Origin of the sequence: Cupriavidus sp. YR651 (genome assembly GCF_900101625.1) — a bacterium.
Lineage (GTDB): Bacteria > Pseudomonadota > Gammaproteobacteria > Burkholderiales > Burkholderiaceae > Cupriavidus.
In genome coordinates this window covers 975,351-999,564 of record NZ_FMYZ01000001.1, presented here as the reverse complement: position 1 = coordinate 999,564, position 24,214 = coordinate 975,351, and the positions used below count along the sequence as shown (strand labels likewise).

At 62.4% G+C, this 24,214-nt stretch carries 23 protein-coding genes, 1 tRNA gene and 1 riboswitch; of the genes, 15 read left to right on the top strand and 9 right to left on the bottom strand.

Translation table 11 applies throughout. The features are described 5' to 3' along the window. Positions 1 to 55: 55 nt before the first annotated feature. The 8 genes from BLR29_RS04495 to glyA form a co-directional block, all read right to left on the bottom strand. The gene (locus BLR29_RS04495; protein WP_255371085.1) at positions 56 to 607 is read right to left on the bottom strand and encodes a GspH/FimT family pseudopilin; all 552 of its coding nucleotides are present in this window, start codon (positions 605 to 607) and stop codon (positions 56 to 58) included. A 5-nt stretch (positions 608 to 612) separates the two neighbouring features. Continuing rightward, positions 613 to 1,056 (bottom strand): type IV pilin protein, encoded by a 444-nt coding sequence (locus BLR29_RS04490; RefSeq protein WP_092134878.1) that lies wholly within the window; start codon positions 1,054 to 1,056, stop codon positions 613 to 615. A gap of 16 nt (positions 1,057 to 1,072) precedes the next feature. Next, a complete protein-coding gene (locus tag BLR29_RS04485; RefSeq protein WP_092134876.1) occupies positions 1,073 to 4,957 on the bottom strand; it encodes a pilus assembly protein in 3,885 nt (1,294 codons plus the stop codon). 46 nt (positions 4,958 to 5,003) lie between these two features. Next, positions 5,004 to 5,627: a pilus assembly PilX family protein gene (locus tag BLR29_RS04480; protein WP_092134875.1), complete on the bottom strand. Its 624-nt coding sequence runs from the start codon at positions 5,625 to 5,627 to the stop codon at positions 5,004 to 5,006. After that, the gene (locus BLR29_RS04475; protein WP_092134873.1) at positions 5,618 to 6,556 is read right to left on the bottom strand and encodes a PilW family protein; all 939 of its coding nucleotides are present in this window, start codon (positions 6,554 to 6,556) and stop codon (positions 5,618 to 5,620) included. The genes BLR29_RS04480 and BLR29_RS04475 overlap by 10 nt, the downstream gene beginning before the upstream one ends. Continuing rightward, positions 6,556 to 7,191 carry a type IV pilus modification protein PilV gene (gene pilV / locus BLR29_RS04470; protein WP_092134872.1) on the bottom strand — a complete coding sequence of 212 codons (636 nt, stop codon included), beginning with the start codon at positions 7,189 to 7,191 and terminating at the stop codon, positions 6,556 to 6,558. The genes BLR29_RS04475 and pilV overlap by 1 nt, the downstream gene beginning before the upstream one ends. A gap of 175 nt (positions 7,192 to 7,366) precedes the next feature. Further along, on the bottom strand, positions 7,367 to 7,834 hold the full coding sequence (gene nrdR, locus BLR29_RS04465) for a transcriptional regulator NrdR (protein ID WP_092134870.1): 468 nt from the start codon (positions 7,832 to 7,834) through the stop codon (positions 7,367 to 7,369). Between the two features lie 165 nt (positions 7,835 to 7,999). Continuing rightward, on the bottom strand, positions 8,000 to 9,247 hold the full coding sequence (glyA, locus tag BLR29_RS04460; protein ID WP_092134868.1) for a serine hydroxymethyltransferase: 1,248 nt from the start codon (positions 9,245 to 9,247) through the stop codon (positions 8,000 to 8,002). Positions 9,248 to 9,416: 169 nt separating this feature from the next. Beyond that, positions 9,417 to 9,518: riboswitch (ZMP/ZTP riboswitch) on the bottom strand. Between the two features lie 165 nt (positions 9,519 to 9,683). On the opposite strand from glyA, the gene ybgC reads away from it, so the two are divergent. The 14 genes from ybgC (at position 9,684) to BLR29_RS04390 (ending at position 23,412) form a co-directional block, all read left to right on the top strand. Then, positions 9,684 to 10,088: a tol-pal system-associated acyl-CoA thioesterase gene (gene ybgC, locus BLR29_RS04455; protein ID WP_092135465.1), complete on the top strand. Its 405-nt coding sequence runs from the start codon at positions 9,684 to 9,686 to the stop codon at positions 10,086 to 10,088. Next, a complete protein-coding gene (tolQ, locus tag BLR29_RS04450) occupies positions 10,085 to 10,768 on the top strand; it encodes a protein TolQ (protein WP_066731701.1) in 684 nt (227 codons plus the stop codon). The genes ybgC and tolQ overlap by 4 nt, the downstream gene beginning before the upstream one ends. A 24-nt stretch (positions 10,769 to 10,792) precedes the next feature. Next, positions 10,793 to 11,230 carry a protein TolR gene (tolR, locus tag BLR29_RS04445; protein WP_092134867.1) on the top strand — a complete coding sequence of 146 codons (438 nt, stop codon included), beginning with the start codon at positions 10,793 to 10,795 and terminating at the stop codon, positions 11,228 to 11,230. 61 nt (positions 11,231 to 11,291) lie between these two features. Next, a complete protein-coding gene (gene tolA, locus BLR29_RS04440) occupies positions 11,292 to 12,317 on the top strand; it encodes a cell envelope integrity protein TolA (protein ID WP_176860871.1) in 1,026 nt (341 codons plus the stop codon). Between the two features lie 205 nt (positions 12,318 to 12,522). Further along, the gene (gene tolB, locus BLR29_RS04435; RefSeq protein WP_092134863.1) at positions 12,523 to 13,866 is read left to right on the top strand and encodes a Tol-Pal system beta propeller repeat protein TolB; all 1,344 of its coding nucleotides are present in this window, start codon (positions 12,523 to 12,525) and stop codon (positions 13,864 to 13,866) included. Positions 13,867 to 13,886: 20 nt separating this feature from the next. Further along, on the top strand, positions 13,887 to 14,396 hold the full coding sequence (gene pal, locus BLR29_RS04430) for a peptidoglycan-associated lipoprotein Pal (RefSeq protein ID WP_176860870.1): 510 nt from the start codon (positions 13,887 to 13,889) through the stop codon (positions 14,394 to 14,396). Positions 14,397 to 14,413: 17 nt separating this feature from the next. Next, on the top strand, positions 14,414 to 15,172 hold the full coding sequence (gene ybgF / locus BLR29_RS04425) for a tol-pal system protein YbgF (RefSeq protein ID WP_092134862.1): 759 nt from the start codon (positions 14,414 to 14,416) through the stop codon (positions 15,170 to 15,172). A gap of 265 nt (positions 15,173 to 15,437) precedes the next feature. Further along, complete coding sequence (gene queC, locus BLR29_RS04420; RefSeq protein WP_092134860.1) at positions 15,438 to 16,118, top strand: 7-cyano-7-deazaguanine synthase QueC; 681 nt, start codon at positions 15,438 to 15,440, stop codon at positions 16,116 to 16,118. An 83-nt stretch (positions 16,119 to 16,201) separates the two neighbouring features. Further along, entirely contained in the window at positions 16,202 to 17,317 is a 1,116-nt protein-coding gene (locus BLR29_RS04415) for a YeeE/YedE family protein (RefSeq protein ID WP_092134859.1), read from the top strand. Positions 17,318 to 17,386: 69 nt separating this feature from the next. Beyond that, positions 17,387 to 17,462, top strand: a tRNA-Lys gene (locus tag BLR29_RS04410). Positions 17,463 to 17,600: 138 nt separating this feature from the next. Further along, complete coding sequence (locus tag BLR29_RS04405; RefSeq protein WP_092134857.1) at positions 17,601 to 18,626, top strand: tyrosine-type recombinase/integrase; 1,026 nt, start codon at positions 17,601 to 17,603, stop codon at positions 18,624 to 18,626. Positions 18,627 to 18,784: 158 nt separating this feature from the next. Continuing rightward, entirely contained in the window at positions 18,785 to 19,288 is a 504-nt protein-coding gene (locus BLR29_RS04400; protein ID WP_092134856.1) for a hypothetical protein, read from the top strand. Between the two features lie 209 nt (positions 19,289 to 19,497). Next, positions 19,498 to 20,526 (top strand): CAP domain-containing protein, encoded by a 1,029-nt coding sequence (locus tag BLR29_RS04395; RefSeq protein WP_092134854.1) that lies wholly within the window; start codon positions 19,498 to 19,500, stop codon positions 20,524 to 20,526. A gap of 666 nt (positions 20,527 to 21,192) precedes the next feature. After that, entirely contained in the window at positions 21,193 to 23,412 is a 2,220-nt protein-coding gene (locus BLR29_RS04390; RefSeq protein ID WP_092134853.1) for a DotA/TraY family protein, read from the top strand. 61 nt (positions 23,413 to 23,473) lie between these two features. Here the strand turns inward: BLR29_RS04390 and BLR29_RS04385 are convergent, their stop codons facing one another. Beyond that, complete coding sequence (locus BLR29_RS04385; protein WP_143018413.1) at positions 23,474 to 23,752, bottom strand: transcriptional regulator; 279 nt, start codon at positions 23,750 to 23,752, stop codon at positions 23,474 to 23,476. Between the two features lie 146 nt (positions 23,753 to 23,898). Here BLR29_RS04385 and BLR29_RS04380 point away from each other — a divergent pair, with 146 nt between their 5' ends. Beyond that, positions 23,899 to 24,141 (top strand): hypothetical protein, encoded by a 243-nt coding sequence (locus BLR29_RS04380; protein ID WP_092134849.1) that lies wholly within the window; start codon positions 23,899 to 23,901, stop codon positions 24,139 to 24,141. Positions 24,142 to 24,214: the final 73 nt, after the last annotated feature.

The following is a 24,214-nucleotide window of genomic DNA, read 5'->3' as shown; positions in this document are numbered from 1 at the left end:
CGCTAGCGGCAGATGGCATGACGGCTCAGCCGCGCCCTCAGCCGGCATGCGAGCATCAAGGCATGGCGCAGGTAGTTGTGTCCACGTCGGGATTGCACACGCGCGAGCGACCCAACAAGCTGACTTCCACGACGCGTCTGGAGGTGCCGATCTGGAAGCCGGCCGTCATGGACATCTGTGCCTTGTCTGCGTTCTGCGAATAGCCGACCGGAGAGAAGGAAATGTAGTTCAGGCCCGCGGGAGTACTGACGTCCGTGATGATGACGTCTGTCGGCAACTTTTCGTACACGCCGATCAGCTTCTCGGTGTTCTCATAAGTGCCATTGGGCGTTGCGCCCTCGGAGAAGACTCTCCAGCCGCTGCTCCAATTGCTGCCATCCATCGGCGCCACGGTGACATAGCTGTTGGTGGCGGCCGCAATCGACCGGGCCTTGGTGACGGCCGTGCTGAAGCTGTCCGCGACGGTCAGCGCGCGATGATTACGCATGAAATTCGCCATGCTGGGCACGGCAAAACCTACCAGCACGACGCCGACTGCCATCGTGGTGATCAGCTCCAGCAGCGTGAAGCCGCGCGGACGCAGGGTCGTGGGTTGATTTGCACGCATGATGATCACCAGCAGTTAGGGACGGTTGTCGGCGTGGTGCCGCTGATGATCGCGAGCTTCTCACCCGTGCTGCGATAGACCAGCGTGCCGCAGGTGGCGTCCGCGCTCTTTGGCGCCGCCTGCAGTTCGATACATTGACCCGTATTGCCGCAATCGACCGCCCGGATCGTGTATTTGCCGCTGGTGGCGTTGTCGCCGGAGTATGGCTTGTAGCCGTTCCAGACCGTGGTCGTGCCAGCGGAAAAATACGTGTTGACTTGCGAGTAATGGCGCTCGAACAGTTGCATGTTCTCCATCAGCGATGCCTTGGCCTCGGTGCGCCGTCCTTTCAGGATGAATTCCTGATAGGACGGGTACGCGAAGGCGCTCAGGATGCCGATGATGGCAACCGTGACCATCATCTCGGCAAGTGTGAAGCCGCGATGACGATTGGATAAGCGTGGTGTCATGGCAGTCCTCTGCGGATCAGTTGGGTATCTTGAAGTTGCGGACTTCGCGCCAGGTCAGCCGGCCCGGGCGCGACTTCGACATTGTCGAGGGCGACGTCGTGGCTGCGCCCGACGTGCCGAAGCCGATCACCTGGGTCGTCGTCGTCTGTGGCAAGCCGCCGATGGAGCCCCGATCTCCCACCACAACGTTGGTGATGATGATCGACGGTGCTCCCAGCAGGCCGATCGACGAGAGGTAGCCGGAAACGCCAGTGGTGGGCATGCCGGTCAGCGTGTTCAGCGCGTAGCTGCGGCTGCCGCCCGCCGTACCGCAGGTGCCGGTCGCGGTGTAGATCGAGTTGAAATACACCAGGCCGCCCGATACCACGGCCGCCGTGATCTGGCGCTCGGTTGGGTCGAGGAAGTCAATGACCCAGCCCGGCTTGCGCGGGGCGACATAACCAGGTGCCGCCGTGCTGCCGCTGAACGCGATCGACTTGCCGTTGTCGGTGGAGGTCAGCGTCAACTGATTCAACTGGCTGCGGTTGCTGACGAAATTGGTGCCGTTGCTATCGTAAATGCCATAGAACGAGTTGGATTGCGTCGCGTTGGTGTTGGTATCCGCCAGTTCGTAGTACTTGCCGGTCCCGAAGAGCACCATGTATCCGCCCGGTGCGTAGACTACCTGCGGCTGCATGGTGATCGGCTGGCGCACGCCACTGGTCGAGGTCGCCACGAACAGCGGCCGGCCCGGCGTGCCGCCGTAGACGGGCAGAGCGCCGTTGGTATTGCCGTTCCAGGTGGAGGGCAGGCCGGACACCACGAACTTCCAGAGGTTGCCCTGAAGATCTCCCGCGTACAGGGCCGTGGCACTGCCGTTCGTCGCGCTAATCATCGCCGGCGTGCTCAGGCCGTTGGCCGATGTGTACGGCGGCGTGGCGGAAGGGGAGGGCGTGACGATCTTCCAGTAGTTGCCGTTCAGCGACCAGCCCGTGCCCGGTGCCTTGTCCAGCGACAGGATGAACAGCACACCCGGCGCGCGATCGTTGGCTGCGCCGTCTGCCTGGTTGGAGTTCAGGCCATTGCCGACAATCACGAACCACTTGTAGACGGGCAGGTTGCTGCTGTCGGTCCCGGTCTGCAGCTTGGCGATCACCGGCGTGCCCATGACGTTGCCCATGTCGGCGTCGTCCTTGTCGGTGAATTCCCAGATCACGTTGGACGCGCCAAAAGCGGATCCGCTGCGGCTGCCGGTCGGGTCGGTGACATCCAGCGCGTAGACACCCTGGGCGCCACCGCCGAAACCCCCAGTCAACACCGACTTCCAGGTGCCGCCGATCTGCGCTTCGGAAATGACTGGCGTGGCATCCACGTAGGCGCGGTGGACATACGTGGGCGAGGTCAGCTGGTTCAGGTTCCCCATCACGGCATTCGGCACATAGGCGAACACTTCATCGCCCGTAGTGGCGTTGAATCCGTGCAGCATGCCATCGTTGGCGCCGACGTAGACCATCGGCGTCCGGGTGACGTAGGTCGACAGGAAATTCGAGTAACCGGTGCCGTAGCGCGAGGTGGACGGAGCGCCCACGTACGCCGGGCCGGAATTGATGATGTCGCCGAATACCGTCTTGCGGGCACGGAAGATGCCGCCATTACCCAGGGCGTCCCCTTCCTGGCTGCGGTCGCCGCGCAGGTAGTCCACGCGCTGCTGGCCACGGCCGTCGCTGGTGCCGGTACCCGGGTTGAGGTTCAGGGCGTCCTGCTGAGCCTTGCCGAGGTTAGACCAGGCAAAAGCCGCCCCCGTGTTGGTCGTACTGCTGGTGGTGAAAATCGAGCGCGTGGAGAAGGTCTTGCTGGCCAGGCGAGAACTCGCTTCCCACACTTGCGTGGAAGAGATGGATACAGTGCCGTCGGATGCCTTGACCAGCGGATACGCGGTCAGCTTGCCGTTCCATTGCTGGTCAAAGCCGGGCGTGTAGACATATTCGTTCTGGATGATCCGGCTGCTGCTCAGCGCCACACCGGAAAGCGTCCCGGCCGAGCTGGTGATCTGCGTGAAGATCTGCTTGATCGCACTAATCATCTTTGCCGGCTGGCTGGCCAGGAACCAGTTGGAGGGGATGCCCGAGCCTGTCGGTGCTGCTTCCCACTCCGTATTGTTTGTGACCACCGTACCGCCGGTCCCCAGCGTCTTGAAGGGGTTGCCATCCTTGTTGCCGCCGTCGGTGGTTTCCTCCTTGAAGCCGCCGTACTTGGCGGCCAGGAAGATCTGGCTCTGCTTCTGCGTATCGCCCACCGTGCCATTGCCGTTTTCGTTCACGTCGATGCCGAACGTCGTGACACGCGCTTCAGGCATTGTCGGGCGGAACGCCGAGGTATGGGCCCAGTAGGCCACGCCAGCCATGTAGTACGTCGAGTTCGAGGAGGTTGGGTGGTTCTTCGTGCCCAGGCTGGTAAATGCCGAGCCGAGCGGATTCGAGTTGCCGGCCGCGGGCGTATTCGTTTCCAACGCGCCAACCCTGTTGGTCCAGTCCACCACGTCGAAGTTGCTCCACGTGTCCTTGGGGCGCGCCGGATCGCCCTGATTGGCAATCGAATTGCCGGGGATGTAGTGGTCCTGGTGGGTGTTGATGTCGCCGATCGTCAGGACATAGTTGCGCTGGCAGCTATTGAGCATCGGATCGGTATCCCACGTGGTGTACACGGGGAAATTGTCAGCGTATGCGGTGGTCAGGTTGTTGATCGCCTCCGGTGTCGGGCCGTTCGGGTGGAACTGCAGGTAGCGGATGCTTTCGTAATACAGCTCGCCCAAGGGGTCGAAGGTCTTGTAGGCGCCCAGCGGATTGTCCGTCGGCTGACCCAGGTTCGTGACCATCGTGCGGCCGAACTTGTTCAGGTAATTGATGACGCCACTGTTGCTGTTTGTCGTGATGTTCAGCGGATTCTGCAGCAGCACGCCATACGTATCCCATTCCTTCGCGGGGTTCGTGATCGTGTTCAGCGACGTGTTGACTGCGTTGTCGCCCACATACTTCATCGGCGCGCGCAGCACGCCACCGTAGCGTTCGTTCTGCGGCTTGGAGGTGTCTTTGGTGCCGTCGTTCAGGTAGCCGAAAGCCGCAAAGCGCACGCGGTCCGCGTTGCGCTGCATTTCGCCGACGGGCTTGTAGTTGGTGCCGTCATAGCTGTAGCAGAGGTCGGTGCGCGTGGTGGCTTCGTTGCTGTCGCAGACCTGGACCTGGACACGGAAACCGCGGCGCTCGGTGACGGCGCCGTTCTTGGTGACATCTGCGTACTTGCCCAGGCTGGCGCATGTCGCCGTGCCGTCGGCATCCGAGAAGAAGATGTGATTGCCGCAAGATGCCATGTACAGGGTGGAGTAGTTGAATGGCGTCACCTTGCTGGGCGCGCTGTTCGTACCGCCCCCGTTGATGCTCTTGAGCGGGAAATAGCTGCCGCTCTTGAAGAAGTCCCCTTGCAACAACGCGCGCTGGAGCACGGTCTGCGTGCGGGTGTCGATCACACGGTCACCGCCCGTCATGGCCAGGCGAAGTTCGTCAATTGCCGACGAGGCCGCCCAGTTCATGAAGTTGCCGCTGAAGTCGCCCGAGCATTCGTGCGTGTCGCTGGTGGCGTTGCCAGAGATCTTGAAGTAACCGTTTGTCGCGTCGTATGTGTAGCACTTCGTGTTGTTGAAGTAACCCAGGTACGCGGCGCTCTTGTCGTAGGCCCCGCGATAGGCCGCACCGGTCGTGGGAAATTCCACGGACAGGGTCAGCATCAGGTTCGGGTGGATGTTCTGAGACTGGCCGTAAAGCGGCGTCGACGAGATGGATACGGTCGGTACGCTGGCCGGCGCGGCGGCCAGCATCACGCTCCACAGCATGGCGCACACTGGCGCCAGACGTTGAATGATCTTCATGAATTCTGTCCCGTTGCGTTTGGGGTGACCCGTCGTGGGAATGGAATTAGAGGTCGGACTTGCGGTAGGTTGACTGCACCATCGCGCGCGTGGTGTCGTTCGGGCCGAACCCCACTGCAGTAATCCGGTACATGTATCTCGTGGCAGTCGGGTCGCTGGCCAGTCCGCCGGACGACGTTTCCCGCAGTAGCTCAATCAGATAGCGCGGCTTGCGGCCCGGCGTCAGACCGGAACCGGTGGGAAAGCTGCGCCCCGTGAAGGTGCCGTACTCGACCGTGGTGTTGCCCACTGTCGCGGTCCAGTCGACCGTGTTCCAGATAGGTTCGCCCGTTGTGGCGAAGGTGTCGCACAGGCCAAGGTTGGTGCCGGTATTGCAGCCGCCGGGGAGGAACCCCTCCGGTGACGATGGCGAGAATTTGGTGGAGCGGCTGTTCGGCCCAACGGCATTCTGGATGTCCATCTCGGCATCGCGCAACGCGGCTTCCGCTGCCTGATAGGCGATTTCAAAGTCGCGCTGGTTGCGGGTGGATCGCTTGGTGTCCAGCGCGATGCGCGCGCCGCCCAACGCCAGCAACGTGATGACCAGCAGCATGATCACGGCGGTGATGAGCGCCACGCCTTGTGCGTTGGCGCGACGGACAAACTTGGCATGGCGGATGGTCAAATGCATGACGGATCCTCGGCAAGGCAAGACTGATAGTTGCGAATCTGGACGGTTGCGAAATACAGCTTGCGGGCGGCTTGTATATCGGTTGCCGGCGTGTATGTGGCATTCGCGCCGGTGTATAGCGGGCCGAAGAGCTGGAACGTTGCCGGGCCGCCGGCATCCGCACTGGCGTTATCCGCGCGGATGACCAGCGCGATTTTCGCGGTCACCACGTTGCGCCAGTCGGTGGCGGCCACGCTTGCCGCGGGCAAGTATTTGTATGGCACCTCATCGCCAGGAGTGGTTACGCCGTAGAGCACCTGCATCGTCTCCACGCCGGGCACGAGTTCCTGGGTCACGAACGTGCTGTCGGTTTCCTTGCCTGCGACACGCACGCGGTACTTGCACATCAGCGATGGCTTGCCGTTAGCGCCATTGGCGACGAAGAGTATCGATAACCCGCGCTTGGTGTCGGCCTGGTCGGGGTCGTTAGTGCCCGCCACGCCCAGGCCAGAGCAATCCACGACAGAGCCGTCCGGCAGATTTGGATCGGCTGCCGAGCTGACGCCGTAGTAGCGGATCATCAGCGTGTCGCTGCTGTTGATGGCAGCGCCCGGGCCGCAAGCCAGCGTTTCGCTGTCGTTGGGTGTGGAGCAGCTATCCAGGCCATTGATCATCTGTGCGCTGACCGACATCGGAGCGCCACTACCATCTGGACCTTGCGGCACGTACGCTGTCTGGCGAGCCAGGCGAGTGAGGACGGACAACGCGAAGTTGCCTCGCTCTTCGAGGTTGGCGTTGTCATCGATCGTCACGTAACTGTTGCGACTCATCAGATAGAAGGACAAGCCGGCGATCAGGATCAGCATCGTGATAACGAGCGTCACCATCAGTTCGACGAGCGTATAGCCGCCGCTGCGGCCCGTGACACGGGAGTTATTTTTGCGCGGCATCAGCTCTTGACTCCCGGCAGGACGACAACAACCATTTGCGGCGTCGCTGTTCCATTGGCGCCCACCGAATCGGTCATGGTGGTGCCGGTAGCGATGTCCGTTCCCTGGCGGTCCGTGAAACGCGAGACCCAGCCGATCTTGATGACGAGCGGGGTGTCGGTGGTGGAGTTCGTTCCGCCGGTTGCCGCGTTACATGCCCATTGGTAGCCAGTCGTCAGGCCGTAAGTGGTGGCGTCGCGGCAGATGATGGCGCGCCCGCCCGGCAGGCTGCTCTGGACACGCTGCGTCCATTCGGCGAGTTCGAAGTTTGCGGCAAGGGGCGCACAGGTTGCGGCCCCGCCCGTACAGGCGCCGTTGTAGAGATTGCCGGGGCCCGTGACTACCGGTGCGCCGTTCTGGGTATCGATTGCATTGAATGTGCCCGAATCCGTCAGATTGCCGTTCGACCGCATGCGCTCAGCCATGTCATTGGCGAGTTGCATTGCAACGATGTCGTACGAGGATTGTTGGGCGAAGCGGAATGACTTGATCAGGAGGTTGGCCACGCCGAGCACGCCGAAGGCGAGCACGACGATTGCTACCAATGCTTCGAGCATGGTAAAGCCGGCCGCCCTCCGGCAGCGTGACTGACCCATTTGTGACTCCCGTCCAAAAATCGAACTGATTTTTTGCTTTTTTACGGACGGCGCGCCGGAGATTTATGCGTCCCGGCCCTCTGTCGGGGTCGGTTCCGCGGTTCGCGCGCTCGCCAACTGGCCTCCATACCCGAAGGAGGTCAGTGCAGATTAGACAGCTTTTTTTGTGAAGTAGCTACCCCTTTCGTGGGGTAGGGGGCGAAAACTCGTCGAGCACGTCGCGAAATTCAGACACATCTTCAAAACTGCGATAAACGGAAGCAAAGCGAATATAGGCAATTTTGTCGAGTTTGCGCAGTTCGCGCATGACCAGCTCGCCCACCTGGCTGCTGGGGATTTCCTTCTCGCCCAGCGCCAGCAGTTTTTCTTCGATGCGGGTAATGGATTGGTCGATGGCCTCGGCCGACACCGGCCGCTTGCGCAGGGCCAGTCGCATGGAGTCCTTCAGCTTGGCGCGGGTGTAGTCCACGCGCGAGCCGTTTTTCTTGACGATGGCGGGGAAGAAGAGCTCGATGCGCTCGTAGGTGGTGAAGCGGCGGTCGCAGGCCTCGCAACGCCGGCGGCGGCGCACGGTGTCGCCGTCTTCCGAGACGCGACTGTCAAGGACCTGGGTATTGGAATGACCGCAGAAGGGGCATTTCATGCCGGACCACCTGATGAATTGAGCCGGGCCGCATTGTCCATCTTTTACTTCTGTTGCGACCTTGCGGCAGGTTAAACGGCGCCGCCGGAGCGGCGCCGTTTTTGGCGCGCACTGCACGCACTATATATACAGGCAGCCGCCGATGTCGACTGCCCGTCGTGCCGCTCAGCCGTAGACCGGGAAGCGGCGGGTCAGGGCGGAGACCTGCTCGCGCACCGCGGCGATGTTGGCTTCGTCGTGCGGGTTGTCCAGCACGTCGGCGATCAGGTTGGCCACCTGGCGTGCTTCTTCTTCCTTGAAGCCACGGGTGGTCATGGCCGGCGAGCCCAGGCGGATGCCCGAGGTCACGAACGGCTTTTCCGGATCGTTCGGGATGGCGTTCTTGTTGACGGTGATATGCGCATCGCCCAGGATCTTCTCGGCTTCCTTGCCGGTGATCTTCTTGGCGCGCAGGTCCACCAGCATCACGTGGCTTTCCGTCTTGCCGGACACGATGCGCAGGCCGCGGGCGATCAGGGTTTCCGCCAGCACGGCGGCGTTCTTCACCACTTGCTGCTGGTAAGCCTTGAACTCGGGCGTGAGCGCTTCCTTGAAGGCCACGGCCTTGCCGGCGATGACGTGCATCAGCGGACCGCCCTGGATGCCCGGGAAGATGGCCGAGTTGATGGCCTTCTCGTGCTCCGCCTTCATCAGGATCACGCCACCACGCGGGCCGCGCAGGCTCTTGTGGGTGGTGGTGGTCACGAAGTCGGCGTGCGGCACCGGGTTCGGGTAGACGCCGGCGGCGATCAGGCCCGCGTAGTGGGCCATGTCCACCATGAAGTAGGCGCCGATGGCCTTGGCCACCTTGGCGATGCGTTCAAAGTCGATGCGCAGGGAGAAGGCCGAGGCGCCGGCGATGATCAGCTTCGGCTTCTTTTCCTGGGCCAGCTTTTCCAGGGCGTCGTAATCGATGTCTTCCTGGGCGTTCAGGCCGTAGCTCACCACGTTGAACCACTTGCCGCTCATGTTCAGCGCCATGCCGTGGGTCAGGTGACCGCCTTCGGCCAGGCTCATGCCCATGATGGTGTCGCCCGGCTTGAGCATGGCGAAGAACACGCCCTGGTTGGCCTGCGAACCCGAGTTGGGCTGCACGTTGGCGGCTTCGGCGCCGAACAGTTGCTTCACGCGGTCGATGGCCAGCTGTTCCACCACGTCCACGTACTCGCAGCCACCGTAGTAGCGCTTGCCGGGATAGCCCTCGGCGTACTTGTTGGTCAGTTGGGAACCCTGGGCGGCCATCACGGCCGGCGAGGTGTAGTTCTCGGAAGCAATCAGCTCTATGTGGTCTTCCTGGCGCTGGTTTTCCTTCTGGATCGCGGCAAAGACTTCGGGATCGATCTGGTCGATCGTGAAACGGCTGCGTTCAAACATGGCGTGACTCGTCTGTAAAAAGAGATACCGATGGAAAGACCGGGTGTCGGATCAGGCGCTATCGGTACTTTTGGGATACTTCGCGGGTAGGGCGCGCGGGGAAGGCATCGGCGTCCAGCACCGGGGACGTGGTTAGCGTCCATCCAGTGCAGGGCGCACCCTGCTTCCCATTCGCTGCCCAGGCGAGCGGCAGGCGCTTGTGCTTCACGCCCAAAGAACTTGCGCTTCCTCGTGGTAGTACCCACTGACTTCGCCAGTCGCGCAAGGTGGAATGGTTGCGGCAGAGTTTACGCGAGCCGGCGCCTTGCCGCAAGACGGTGCACCGGCCAGCCCGCCTCCCGCAAAGCCGCGCGGGGCCTGGCTCGCAACTTGCTGTTGCAAAGTCTCCTGCGGGTTTACCTCCGTTCGGGCATCGTGCTCCGCTACAATGCCGCCCATGCCGAACTTTGTCTGGCCGCTGCGGGTGTACTGGGAAGACACCGATGCAGGCGGTGTGGTGTTTTACGCCAACTACCTCAAATTCTTCGAACGGGCGCGCACCGAATGGCTGCGCTCGCTCGGGATCGAACAGCAAGCCCTCGCCGATCTGTCCGGTGTGGTCTTCGTCGTACGCAGTACCGCCGTGGAATACAATGCGCCCGCCCGGCTGGATGACCAGCTGGAGATCCGTACGCATATTGAACGGGTCGGGCCGGCTTCGGTCCAATTCGCCCAAGAAGCGTGGCGAGGTGACCTCCAACTGGCCAGCGGCATTATCCGGGTTGGATGTGTTGATAAAAGCACGTTTCGCCCGGCCCCGATTCCTGCCCCTGTCCTCGCAACCATCAAGAACGCTCGATGAATCCAGTGACTGTCACGCAAGACCTGTCGATCATTTCGCTGGTGCTCCACGCCAGCCTGCTGGCACAGGCCGTCATGGCACTGCTGCTGGTGATGTCCCTCTTCTCGTGGACCTACATTTTCCGCAAGCACCTGGCACTGCGTTCGGCACGCACCCAGACGGAAGGGTTCGAGCGCGACTTCTGGGCTGGCGGCGACCTGCAGGCGCTCTATAACAGTGCCGTCAACAATCGCCACAACACTGGCGCGCTGGAACGGATCTTCGAGTCGGGCATGGGCGAATTCCTGAAGGCCCGCGAGCGCAGCAACGATGCCGGCGCGCTGCTGGATGCCGCCCGCCGCGCCATGCGCGCCGCGTATCAGCGCGAAATGGACGTGCTGGAATCGCACCTGCCGTTCCTGGCCTCGGTCGGCTCGGTCAGCCCGTATATCGGCCTGTTCGGCACGGTATGGGGGATCATGAACGCCTTCCGCGGTCTTTCGAATGTGCAGCAGGCAACGCTTGCATCCGTGGCGCCCGGTATTGCCGAAGCGCTCGTTGCCACGGCGATCGGCCTGTTCGCCGCCATTCCCGCGGTGATCGCCTACAACCGTTACGCGACGGAGATCGATCGCCTGGCGATCCGCTTCGAAAGCTTCATGGAAGAATTCCTGAACATCCTGCAACGGCAGACCCGCTAAACCACTGTATCCGGAGCCCCAGCCATGGCAGCCATCCAGCGCCGAGGCGGCTCGCGCCGCCGGGCAAGTGCCGAGATCAACGTCGTTCCGTATATCGACGTGATGCTCGTGCTGCTCGTCATCTTCATGGTGGCGGCACCCATTGTGAACCCGGCCGTGGTCGACCTGCCGTCGGTGGCCAACGCCACGCCGCAGCAGAAGACCCCGCCGGTCATCGTCACCGTGCACGAAGACGGCGCCCTGACCGCGCGCGGCAAGGACAACGCCGGCAACGCGTTCGAGCGCAAGCTCGACAAGCGCGGCCTGCTGGAGTTCGTGCATCAGCGCCAGAACGAGAACCCGGACCAGCCTGTCGTGATTGCCGCCGACCGTGCCGTCAAGTATGAAGCCGTGCTCGACGTGATGTCCGTCCTGAAGTCCGATGGCGTGAAGCGCGTCGGCCTGATGGTGAAATCAAAGTAAGCGTCGCGACAAAGTGGCCAGCCTTTCGTCACGTCATCCAGGCCAACGGCCATCGCGCGCCATGAAGGTGGCCGCCTATCCGTATCAGCCCGTCAAGGAACGCGGCACGACGCGGTCCTTCCTGTTGGCGCTGCTCATGCACCTGTTGCTGGGCATCGTGCTGTATTACGGCGTCCACTGGCAGAGCAGTACGCCGGTAGGGGCCGAGGCCGAGTTGTGGGAAGAGGTTCCCGATGTCGCGCCCGCGCCGCCGCCCCCGCCCGTGGTGCTGCCGCGCCCGGCGCCGCCCGAACCCGCCGTGCGCAGCAAGTCCGAGGAAGACGCGGACATCGCGCTGGAACGCCAGAAACGCAAGCAGGCCGAGGAGGCCGCCGAGCGCGAGGCCGCGCGCCAGGAAGCCGCCCGCAAGGAACAGGATAAGAAGGACGCCGAAAAGCGCGAGGCCCAGCGCAAGGAAGAGCAGCGCCAGCAGCAGCTCGACGCCCAGCGCAAGGAAGACGCGAAGAAGAAGGCCGAACAGGATCGCAAGGAACAGGCCGAGCGCGACCGCAAGGAAGCCGCTGACGCCAAGGCCAAGGCGGATGCCAAGGCACGCGCCGATGCCGAGCAAAAGGCGAAGGCCAAGGCTGAAGCCGACGCCGAGCAGAAGGCCAAGGCCAAGGCCGACGCGGATGCCAAGGCCAAGCGCGAGGCCGCGGCCAACGCGCAGCGCAAGAGCGAGCTGGCGCGCCTGCAGGCCATGGCCGGTGGTGGTGCCACCGCGAGCGGTGGTGGCGTGGGCAATGCGGCCGGCTCGGGCGCGGGGTCGGGCGGCAAGGCGTCGCCCGGGTACTCGGATCGCGTGCGCCGACGCGTCAAGCCAAACATCATTTTTGGCGGCGATGTGGAAGGCAATCCGCCGGCGGTGGTGTCCGTGTCGCTGGCGCCGGATGGATCGTTGCTGTCTGCGCGGGTGACCAAGTCGAGTGGCAACTCCGACTGGGACAACGCCGTGCTGCGTGCGGTGCAGCGATCGGACCCGCTGCCGCGCGATGAAGACGGCAAGGCACCGTCGAGCTTCACGATCACGTTCCGTCCGAAGGACTGAGTGTCGAACACGTCATGATTTGCAACATAATGCAACCTTCAGCGTGGGCCACCAGTCCGATTGCTACCATTGACGGTTGCCTGACGCGGCCGGCAGCGTGCAAGACGTGCGCAAACGGGGTATGCGCCAAGTCGCATGCCGTCCGTCTCGCCGTTCTTGCTGTGCCCGCCGTACCGATGAATTCTGAAATCGACTGAGGAGCAGCATGCGAAAGCTTTGGGCCCCCAATTGGCTGTCCGCGAGGCGGCACAACGCTCACCCCACCCGCGAGCAAAGCCGCCACGCACTGATGGCATGGCTGGCTGCGGCGCTGATGTCAGCAGGCGTCGCGCACGCTCAACTGAACGTGGAAATCACCGGCGTTGGTTCGAACCAGTTCCCGGTGGCCACGGCCAACTTCCAGGGCGAGGCACAAGCCCCGCAGAACCTGACCGCCATTATCCGCAGCGACCTCCAGAACAGCGGCCGCTTCCGCAACGTCGATCCGGCCGGTGCCACGGTGGCCGAGTCCGCCCAGGTGGACCTCGGCAGCTGGAAGACGCGCGGCGCCGACGCATTCGTCGCCGGCAGCGTGACCCCCTCCGGCAACGGCCAGTATGAAGTCCGCTTCCGCCTGTACGACACGGTCAAGGGCCAGAGCCTGGGCGGTCTGGCGTTCAACGTCTCGCAGAACCAGCTGCGCGTGACCGCGCACAAGATCGCCGACTATATCTACGAGAAGCTGCTGGGCGAGCGCGGTGTGTTTGCCACGCGCTTGTCCTACGTGTCCCGCGTGGGCGGCCGCTACCAGCTGCTGATTTCCGATTCGGACGGCCAGAACGCCCAGATAGCGCTGACCAGCAACGAGCCGATCATCTCGCCGTCGTGGTCGCCGGATGGCCGCCGCGTGGCCTACGTCTCGTTCGAAGCCCGCAAGCCGGTGATCTACGTGCACGACCTGGCCACGGGCAAGCGCGTGCTGGTATCGAACCAGAAGGGCAACAACAGCGCGCCGTCGTGGTCGCCTGATGGCCAGCGTATCGCGGTGGCGCTCTCGCGCGACGGCAACACGCAGGTCTATCTGGTCAACGCGGATGGCTCCGGCCTGCGCCGTCTGTCGCGCAGCAGCGCGATCGACACAGAGCCGCAGTTCTCGCCGGATGGCCGCAGCATCTATTTCACCAGCGATCGCGGCGGTGCGCCGCAGATCTACCGCATGCCGGTCTCGGGCGAAGAGGGCGGGGCGGCGCAACGCGTGACCTTCAAGGGCAACTACAACGTCAGTCCGCGCATCTCGCCGGACGGCAAGTACCTGGCCTTCATCTCGCGTACGGGCGGCTTCAAGCTGCAGCTGCAGGACCTGTCCAATGGTGATGTGACATCTCTCACCGATACGTCCAACGACGAAGCCCCGAGCTTCGCCGCCAATGGCAAGTACATTCTCTACGCCACCCGTGTGGGCGGCCGTGCAGTGCTGGCGGCGGTCTCCACGGACGGCCGTACGAAACAGGTTCTGTCTCTCCAGTCCGGCGAAGTTCGCGAGCCGTCCTGGGGTCCTTTCATGCAGTAGAAAAAGAGGAGTCTCTCGCCATGTCCAAAATGATGACCAAATCGCTCGCCATCGCCGCACTGCTCGCCCTGGGTGCCTGCAGCTCCGGCGTAAAGCTGGATGACGCCGCCAAGTCGGGTGCCGGCACCACGCCGGGCGCGGATGCCCGCAACGTGGCACCGGTGGATGTCTCGCGCGATCCGCTGAACGATCCGAACGGCCCGCTGGCCAAGCGCAGCGTGTACTTCGACTTCGACAGCTACAGCGTCAAGTCGGACTACCAAGGCTTGCTGCAAGCCCACGCCCAATACCTGGGTGGCAACAAGAGCCGCAAGATCCTGATCCAGGGCAACACCGATGAGCGTGGTACGAGCGAGTACAACCTGGCCCTGGGCCAGAAGCGTGCCGAGGCCGTGCGCCGTTCGCTTTCGTCGCTGGGCGTGCCCGAGACGCAAATGGAAGCCGTGAGCCTGGGCAAGGAAAAGCCGAAGGCCACCGGTCACGACGAAGCCTCGTGGGCCGAGAACCGTCGCGCCGATATCGCCTACTGATCTACGGATAAGCCTTCATGAATGCTCGCGTTTCCACCCTGCTGTGGCTTGCTGCCGTTTCCGGCGGTGGCATGCTGGCGGCCACTTCCGCACACGCCGGCGTCTTTGACGACGACGAGGCGCGCCGCGCGGTGATCACCCTGCGGGACCAGTTCAACGGTTTCCAGGCGACGGCGTCGCAGCGTATCGACCAGAACAGCCGGACCCAGCTCGACATGCAGAACCAGCTCGAAGGTCTGCGACAGGAGGTGGCACGGCTGCGCGGTCAGAACGAGGTGCTGCAGAACACGGTGGACGCGCTGCAGAAGCAGCAGAAGGACTACTACGCGGACCTGGACGCGCGCCTGAAGAAATTCGAGCCGCAGCAGGTCACCGTGGATGGTCGCGAGGGCGTGGCCCAGGCGACCGAGAAGCCTGAGTACGACGCGGCGCTCAAGCAGTTCCAGTCGGGCGATTTCAAGGGCGCGGGCAGTGCGTTCTCGTCCTTTGCGAAGAAGTACCCGCAAAGCCCGTACCTGCCGCTGGCGCAGTTCTGGCTCGGCAATTCGCTCTACGCGCAACGCGACTACAAGGGCTCGACAAACGTCCTGCAGAACATGGTCCAGGCTTACCCGACGCATCCGAAGGTGCCTGACGCCATGATCGCCATCGCCAACAACCAGCTCGAGTCCGGCCAGAAGGCCGCGGCGAAGAAGACGCTGGAGACGGTGGTGGCCAAGTACCCGGGCACGGAAGGGGCCCAGGCCGCGAGCAACCGGCTGAAGACCCTGAAGTAATCGCAGTACTGGCAGTACGAGAGTCAGGAAAAGACCCGCGCAAGCGGGTTTTTTCTTTCTGGGGCCGATCAATCCGGCCAGTCTGGCCGATCCCCGGCCGATCCCCCGACGATCCCCCGACGATCCAGTCCCCCCGGTCGATGCCCACCGCCATCTCCACCATCACCCCAGCCTGATTCCGGCCACCCGGACCGGCGCGCTAAAATACGCGATTCGCCGCCCAGGCGACCCTCTTTCACGCGGCCCCCCTGCGCCTCACATCATCATGACCAAACGCGCCATCGTCCTGCTTTCCGGCGGTCTCGACTCCGCCACCGTCCTTGCCATGGCCAATGCGGCGGGGTTCGAAACCTACGCGCTGTCGATGCGCTACGGCCAGCGTCATTCGTCCGAACTCGACGCCGCCAGGCACGTGGCCGCTGCGCTGGGCGCCAGGCGGCACGAGATCATCGACCTGGACCTGCGCCGCTTCGGCGGCTCGGCCCTGACCGATGATTCGCTGGACGTGCCGACCGACGGCGCGACGAGTGGCATCCCCATCACCTATGTGCCGGCTCGCAACACGATCATGCTGTCGCTGGCACTTGGCTGGGCCGAAGCCATCGGCGGTCGCGATCTGTTCTTCGGCGCCAATGCGGTGGACTATTCCGGCTATCCCGATTGCCGTCCCGAGTATGTGTCCGCCTACGAGTCGCTGGCCAACCTGGCCACCAAGGCGGGCGTGGAGGGCGACCGCTTCCGCGTCCACGCGCCGATCATCGACATGACCAAGGCGGAAATCATCCGCGCCGGCGTGAAGCTGGGTGTGGACTACGGCCTGACGGTGTCGTGCTACAAGGCCGACGATGAGGGCCGGGCCTGCGGTGTCTGCGACTCCTGCCGCATTCGCCGCGCCGGCTTCGAAGCCGCCGGCGTACCCGACCCGACCCGCTACCAGGCTGCCTGACACCGCAACATTGCAGACAGACGAGGGCGCCGGCGGAGCGCCCGCAAGAGAACAACAAATCCAAGAGCCACCTCCGGTCCGACATGCCCGATATCGATATTCCTGCGCTCACGCACACCGTGCTGTTGAGCACCTTCGTACTGACCTTCCTGTTTGGCGCCGTGCTGCAACGCACGCATTTCTGCACGATGGGCGCCATCTCGGACATTGTGAATATTGGCGACTGGAGCCGCATGCGCATGTGGGTCATGGCGATCGGCGTGGCGATGATCGGCACGGGCGTGCTGGCCTGGGCTGGCCTGATCGATCCGACCAAGACGATCTACACGACGGCAAAGCTGAGCTGGCTGTCGGCTGCCGCGGGTGGGCTGATGTTCGGCTTCGGCATGGTGCTGGCGTCCGGTTGCGGCAGCAAGACGCTGGTGCGCATCGGTGCGGGCAATCTGAAGTCGCTGGTGGTGTTTGTATTTCTAGGCCTGTCGGCATACATGACGCTGCGGGGACTCTTCGGCGTGGTGCGCGTGAACACCGTCGACACGGTGGCGGTGGCGCTGCCGTCGACGCAGGACCTGCCGTCGCTGGTGGCGCAGGGTAGCGGCATCGCGCGCGGCACGCTGCAACTGGCGCTTGGCGGCATCATCGGCGCGGCGCTGATCCTGTGGGCGCTGGCGGGCAGGGGCTTCCGCACGTTCGACAACTTGTTGGGCGGGTTGGCCGTGGGGCTGATCATCGTCGGCATGTGGTACGTGTCCGGCCACGTCGGCTACGTGGCCGAGGACCCCAATACCCTCGAAGAGCTGTTCGCGGCGACCAATAGCGGCCGCATGGAGAGCCTGAGCTTTGTTGCACCATATGCCTACACGCTGGACTGGCTGATGATGTTCAGCGATAAGAGCAAGGTGCTGACGATCGGCATCGTCAGCGTGATCGGCGTGATTGCCGGTGCCGCGTCCTATGCGCTGGCATCGCGCACGTTTCGCTGGGAAGGGTTTGGCAATGCGGAGGACGTGGCGAATCACATGGTCGGCGGCATGCTGATGGGGGCTGGCGGCGTGACCGCGCTGGGCTGCACGATCGGGCAGGGGCTGTCAGGCGTATCGACGCTGGCGGTCGGCTCGTTTATCGTTTTCGCCGCGATCCTGGCCGGTGCCGTGCTGGCCTTCAAATATCAGATATGGCGGCTGGAGCGCATGGCCTGAGCGGGGTGACGGCCCCGTCGGCTTGACACCCCTAGGGGCCATCCCTATAATCGCGGATTCAGTTTTTCCGGGTCGTTAGCTCAGTCGGTAGAGCAGCGGACTTTTAATCCGTTGGTCGCGTGTTCGAGTCACGCACGACCCACCAGTTTTGCGAAAGGCGTAGCGGGCAACCGCTACGCCTTTTTTGCATTCTGGCTGAGCAGAAATTCGCCTTTGCCGGAATTCTGCCGGAATCAGACCATCCAGGCATGTCCTCAAACATTGCTTGAATGGAGCACCGGGAATGGCTTACATCGCCCAGCGCGGCGCGTACTGGCGCGCGGAGGTCCGTCGGAAGGGCTATAAACCGACCTATCGAACCTTCGACACTAAACTGCAGGCCCAGCAATGGGCACGGCAGGTTGAGTCGTCCATGGACGCCGGCCTCTATACCGACCGTACGGAAGCGGAGCGTACGACACTCAGAGAGGCGCTTGAGCGTTATCGTCGAGAGATTGTCCCCGCCAAACGCTATCCCACCCAAGAAAACGGCCGAATTCAGCGCTGGCTAAAGACGGACTTGGCTTATCGCAGTCTTGCTTCGCTAAGAGGAGCGGATTTTGCCAAGTATCGCGACGGACGCAGAGGGGAGGGAAAAGCGGAGAACACGATCCGACTCGAACTGCAGCTCGTTAGTCATCTTTTCGAGATGGCGAGGAAGGAGTGGGGGTTGGAGAGCCTGCCCAATCCCTTGAAAAACATCCGAAAGCCTGGTGGGAGCTCGGCCCGTGATCGTCGGCTTGCTGATGGCGAATACGACGCCATTAAGGCGCAGCTCGAGTCGAGCGCGAACAGATATGCCGCACCGGCGTTCGACTTGGCAATTGAGACGGCCCTAAGGAAAGGTAGCTTGTTCTCGCTTCGGTGGGAGTGGGTCGATCTCCCGGCAAGGATGATCCGCTTTCCTGCTGAGGCCCGGCGCGCGGCAAACAAAGGCGTCCCAGCCGTATTACCGCTATCAACTCGCGCCCACAACGTTCTCGCTGCACTTCGCGCCGAGCCGCTGGAGGAATCTGGCGCTGCTTCTGAGGTCGCTCGTGTCCTTCCCACGACGCCAAACGCGGTAATGCTCGTGTGGACGCGCACCTTGGCCAGGCTGCAGATCGATGACCTTCGCTGGCACGACCTTCGGCACGAAGCCGTCTCTCGCCTATTCGAAAAGGGCTTTCATCCAATGCAGGTCGCTTCGATCTCTGGGCATCGAAGCATGCAGATGCTGGCGCGCTACACACATTTGAGGCCAGAGGATTTGCTAGACAGGCTGGGCTGAGAACACTCTCCCGAATCCTACAGCGCCCATAGAGATAACAAAGAAACCTGTTCCAACGCCGAGTTTGAACGGAATCGAGGCTTATTTCCGAAGCGGTCCCCGCCAAGCGGCCACCTGGCAGAGACCTAACCACAACCCACCTGTTAACGAGGTGAACTATGGCTGTCCAACAGTCTACCGTAACCCATACCCGCCTTCGGCTGGCATCCGTCCTAGGCTCCCAGGATCTGCAACGCGTCGAGCGTGCGGCCAAGCAGCGCGACACGGCACCGTGGCTCGCTGCGCACGGACACCTGGCGCTGCGCCAGGTGCGCTCCCGGTGCGATTTCGTCATCGCCCAACTCACCGCTCCCACACCCTTTGCCTTTGGTCTGACCACGGGCCGCATGTTGTTCGCGACCGGCCCATACCGTGAGGCACTGGCCGTGGATTTGACACCCATCCCACCCGAGTGGCACGACCTAGCCACCGAGCGCGCAGAGCTGCACTGGAACGGCCTCGATGAGGCGTACCTCGACACCTTGTCTGTCGGTCGAGAAATGGGTTCGCTCGCTAACCTGGTGGAGTCGCATCAGGCGGCGCCGGATGACTTTGCACTTGGTCTCGTAACGGCGTGGATCTTGTGTCGAATCCAGATCCACAACGTCGGCACAAAGCCCTGAAACTGAGCGCTCAAGAGAGCCATTAAGAACCAAATTTCGCCGTCGAAATCGTAGATTGCCGGCCACTTGCACGGCTCTACTGTGGCAAAAAACGTGGGCGATTGAAGCGCGTTCAGGCGCGTCATAGCGCGTCATAGCGCGTTCAAGCGCGGTGTAGCGCTTTGAGGTGATCTCCCACTCAAACCTAGTGAAACAACAAGGAAGAAAAAATGCACTACAGCGTTAAAGCAGTTCTTTCCGTCGTTGCCTTTGCCTCACTCTTGCCCCTGACTGCATGCGGCGGTGGCGGTGATGGTGGTACCGCTCCGCAAAGCAACAGCGGCGGCACCGCGACACCTCCCGCAGTGGTTGCGCCTACCTCCGTTACGCCGGTCACTAGCGTTCCTGCGCCCACGTATGCCACTCCAGCGCTTTCAAGCGCGTTCAGCGCCCTTAACAGCGTTCGCGGAAAGATGGGCGTTGGTCTGCTGCGGCAAGACACCATTCTCGACACGGCCGCCGACAACCACATCACGTATGCGAAGGCGAACAACATCACGATGCACACGGAAACGCAGGCGCTGACGGGCTTCACGGGTGCGACGCCATACGACCAGGTCGTTGCCGCTGGTGGCAGCAAGGCGCAATGGATTGGCCAAGTGATGGGCCATGCCGGATTCACCGATGGCGCAGAGTGTGTGGGCAACTTCCTCGGCTCCGTCTATCACCTGCAGGCCGTGACGAGCAATCAGGAAACGATTGGCGTCGCCTTCCGCGACAGCTACTGCGTGATCAACTTCGGTATCACCACTGGCGCAAATGGCAGCGGCTACGGCCTGCCGCAATGGGGTGGCCAGCAGATGGCGACGAACGCTGTGGCGTACTACCCGGTCGATAACGCAACCGTTGTCGGCTCGTTCAATCCAGCGTCGGAATCGCCGAACCCAGCCCCTGACGTAGCGATGGCCGGTACGCCGATCATGTTCCGCATGTCTGCGCCGCAAGGCTCTGATGTGGTGACGGTCAGTAGCTTTACGCTGGTCGGTCCTAGTGGCGCCGCGGTGCCTGCTCGCGTGCTGGTACCGATCGCGGCGAAGTCCGGTTCGATGACTGGCGCAGTTGCTGACGCGAATCTCTACGCTGGCGTGGTGTTCCTGCTGCCCACGCAACCGCTCGTGGCCGGCCTGCATACGGTGACGTTTAGCGGCGCGCGCAACGGCGTGGCGGTGTCGAGGTCGTGGAGCTTCACGGCCATTTAAGGAAACTGCAATGCGCACAACGATTTGTTTTGCCATGCTGCTCCTCGCTGCGCCCGCATCGCGGGCGGAGTTGATCACGCTACCAGCTCCGCCCATGACGGTTGCCGACTGTGGGCCCACCCAGCATTGGGACCGCAGGCCGACAACTGGTATCGCTTACTGCGCGGAGAACATCCCCCCGCCGCCGCCTCCAGCACCGCCAGCAGATCAATGGTCATACGCGTATCGCCTCTGGGCATTCTTGGGCAATACGATGAACGGAGTCACCTGCTATGTCAGGCTTGAGCGGTTCACGAACGGCCCCCTGCCGGACCAAGCCACACTCATGCTCGGATCCGTGAACGGACCGACCAGCAGCGGATCGTGTGATCCAGGCTTGCTGACAGCACCGTGGGGGTTCGACTATTTGAACTACCTAACCTCAGGCTCAAGCGCAATGCGGCCTCCAGCGCAGTTCCTGATTGACCGGGGGTGCATGGTGCTTTCCGAAGATGCGTCGATCCAAGGACGTCTTAATGCCATTACTGGCGCTAATGTGGGGGCCGGGATCACGGGGGCGGGCTACCAGAATTGGGGGCTTTGTCCCTCCCCCATCTCACCCTAAACCCTTGGCCCGGCTGGCCGCTTGTCCGAGGCCGGTCATGTAACCGAATAGGGGAATCGACAATGAATCTCTATGCCCGTCGCAACCACGCAATCCTTCTTCTCCTGGCCCTTACATTAAGCCTAGTGCTGATTTCATGGTCGGCACAGACCATGGCACAGTCGATGGGGGATATGCCGACCTATGGCCAGATCGAGGCCGCTGGCTCTGGCGCGGGAGACAAGGCCCGCACCATCCTCAACAACATGCTAGGCGAGTTCGGGCAAAACCCGTTCGCCGCCATCGGCCCGCCGACTGAACTGCTCGGTAGCATGTTCTTCATCTTCAATGCGTGCCTGTTCGTCATCGGTGCAACTTGGGTTGGTTACCACGTAATTTCCGGGATCGCTCAGACGGCCCACGAAGGAGAAGTGCTCGGCAAACGGCTGAGTACGCTCTGGTTGCCAATCCGCATGACAATTGGCGTCGGTGGCATGCTGCCAGTGTTCGGGGGATTTTCCCTCGCACAATCCATCATGATGACGGTTGGTATCCTGGGGATCGGCATCGCGAATTTGCTCTCTACCACGGCCATCGATCGCGCCGCCGACTTCGAGGCCATCGTGCCGCCGCCGGCAATCGCGCAAGGGGTGGGCACGGTCGGTTTTACCGGCGAGCTTGGGCGCGACCTCTTTGCGATGCATGTTTGCACGATGCTAAGCAACGATTTTCGGAGCAAGACTGGCCAACCAATGCATGAAATTACATTCGACGGCACAAGGCTGGTCGCGCCGGATGCCTGCGGCAGCATCACGATCGTCACGCATGGCAATAGCACCCGGTCATCGTACAGCGTCCTCGGCTTCCGGAATGCTGCGGTGGACTATGACAAGATTGCGGCCATTGCCGACCGGACAAATCAGCACTACCCGATCGTGCTGCAGTCGGCGAACAGCCAGATCCAGCAGCTGGCACAGGCATGGTTTGACGCCTACGCGGCAGAAGACGGCCAGACCCACATGCGCGTCAATCCAACGCCTCTCTACCCGGACATGGCGGTGGCCAAGACCATGTTTGAGGCCCAACAACAATTCCTGGCGGCGGTGCGCAGCGAGTCGAAGGAAGACCACTCGCTAAAAGACCGGGCGTTGTCGAATATGCGGGAGGGTGGCTGGACAACGATTGGCTCTTGGTACAGCACCTTTGCGGAAATGAACGCAGCCATTCAGACGGCGATGACGCAGACGACGCTACAAGTGCAAAGTCCTGAGGACGCGCTTGCGGTCGCCGGTGGCCGGCGGATCGAGTCGGTTCACGATGGGCTAGCTTCCCTTGGCATCAAGGCCAGCACGGCAGTAGCCAGTCGCACCGAGGACTATTGTGACGAGCCTGGGTTGCTGGGCGAGGCCGGCACGGCTGCAGGCATGGGGACGGCTACCGGCAACTGCTCTGTCGGTCAGGCAATCACGCTCGCCATGACAAACGGAGTAGCTGGCGATTCGGGCGGCAACGGGATGGTGAACCCGCTGATTGCGGCGAAAAACCTGGGTGACTGGCTGCTAACCGGCGTCCAGACGGCTTACGCTGCTTCTGTGGTTGCGCGTAGCACGCCTGTGACGGCCGCCGGTCTGGGAGCTTCGGAAAGCGCAGGAACAACGACGGTCTCCGGACTGCAGGCCAAGCTGCTGAAGCAAGGCGGAATATTCGGAACAATCCTGTCAGATCTCGTTGGCATCGCCCCATTTGTCCTCGGCGCGATGCTTGTTATGGGGATGATCCTGTCGTTCTACGTGCCGTTCATCCCGTTCATCACTTGGTTCACCGCCTTGGTGAGTTACTTCGCTAGCTTCATTGAAGGACTGATCGCCGCGCAGGTATGGGCTTTCTCTCACCTGCACGCTGAGGGTGAGGGTCTGGGTCAGCGGACGGAGAAGGGCTATCTCTACATCCTGAACATGCTGCTGCGCCCCGGGCTTATGGTGCTCGGCTTCTTCTTCGCGTCTGCTGCTTCTGTACTGGTTGGCACGCTACTGTTCCAGATGTTTGGGCCCGCCCTGGCGAATGTGCAAGGGAACTCCGTTACCGGAGTCCTGAGCATACTTGGCTTCTTCGCGCTGCTGCTGATCCTGCTAATCTTGATGGTGCAGGTTCTCTTCAACATGGTCTACGAGCTGCCGGACCGGGTGATCGCGTGGTTCGGGAACGGTATGGAGGCGCGCCTCGCCAAGGAGCTCGACAGCAAGATCGATAACCACGTCCAGACCTTTGCGCGCTGGGGCGGGAAAGTCGCGATGGGGAATTAAGGAGCAGCTCGAGCAGGTAGGCCAGCGATCCTTCGCGGGCCTTTTTTCTAGGCGCGAGTGGTCAAACTTTGGCGCGGGAATTTCCTCGCTTTGGCAGTCGTTTCAGGTCCGGACGCTTACCCATTCCATCGGCCTCTGGGGATGCCAACTCGAAGACTTGCCGATCGAACCCGTAGGGGAGCAGAACCTCGACCGGCAGGCCGATAGCCACGCCCGGGCCGTCTTCCTCCAACTTTGTCCAGGTGTTTCGGGTGACGCCCGCCCGTTGGCGCGCAAAGCCGATCGACTCGCCGCGCCGCAAGCGGGCAATCTTGATGCCCGCTCCCATCGCCAGCAGCAACCCGGCTTGGCAAGCGTTGCCAACGCTTGGGCAGGCCGTGCGCGCGGGGCGACGGCCTGAGTCCGGCAGAAAATCCGCGGCCCGCCAGTCATCATCAGTGATTTATAGGTTACTCTGGAGTATCAACTTTCCAAGGACGTGCGCCAATGTACACGCAGATCATTCCCGCAACTGACTGGTTTTTCGTCCATCCCGATGTGAAAGAATCCGCCCCGCCAACTGTGTGGCATCTCGCCGCGTGGGGGCTGACCCCTGAAGGAAAGGTTGTGGGGCTGGTCGGCGGTAGTGTTGAGGGCTGCCTGGTTGGCGTGCCGCGCGCCGCGAAAGGGGTGTACCTACACCGGGATCAACTGAGCGAAGCCGAACGGCAGCTTATGGTTAAGCGCTAAGCGGGAGTTGCTCATCACGCCGGTCGCCTATCTATAAATATTGATGTCCCGACCTCCGCGGGCATCGACAGAG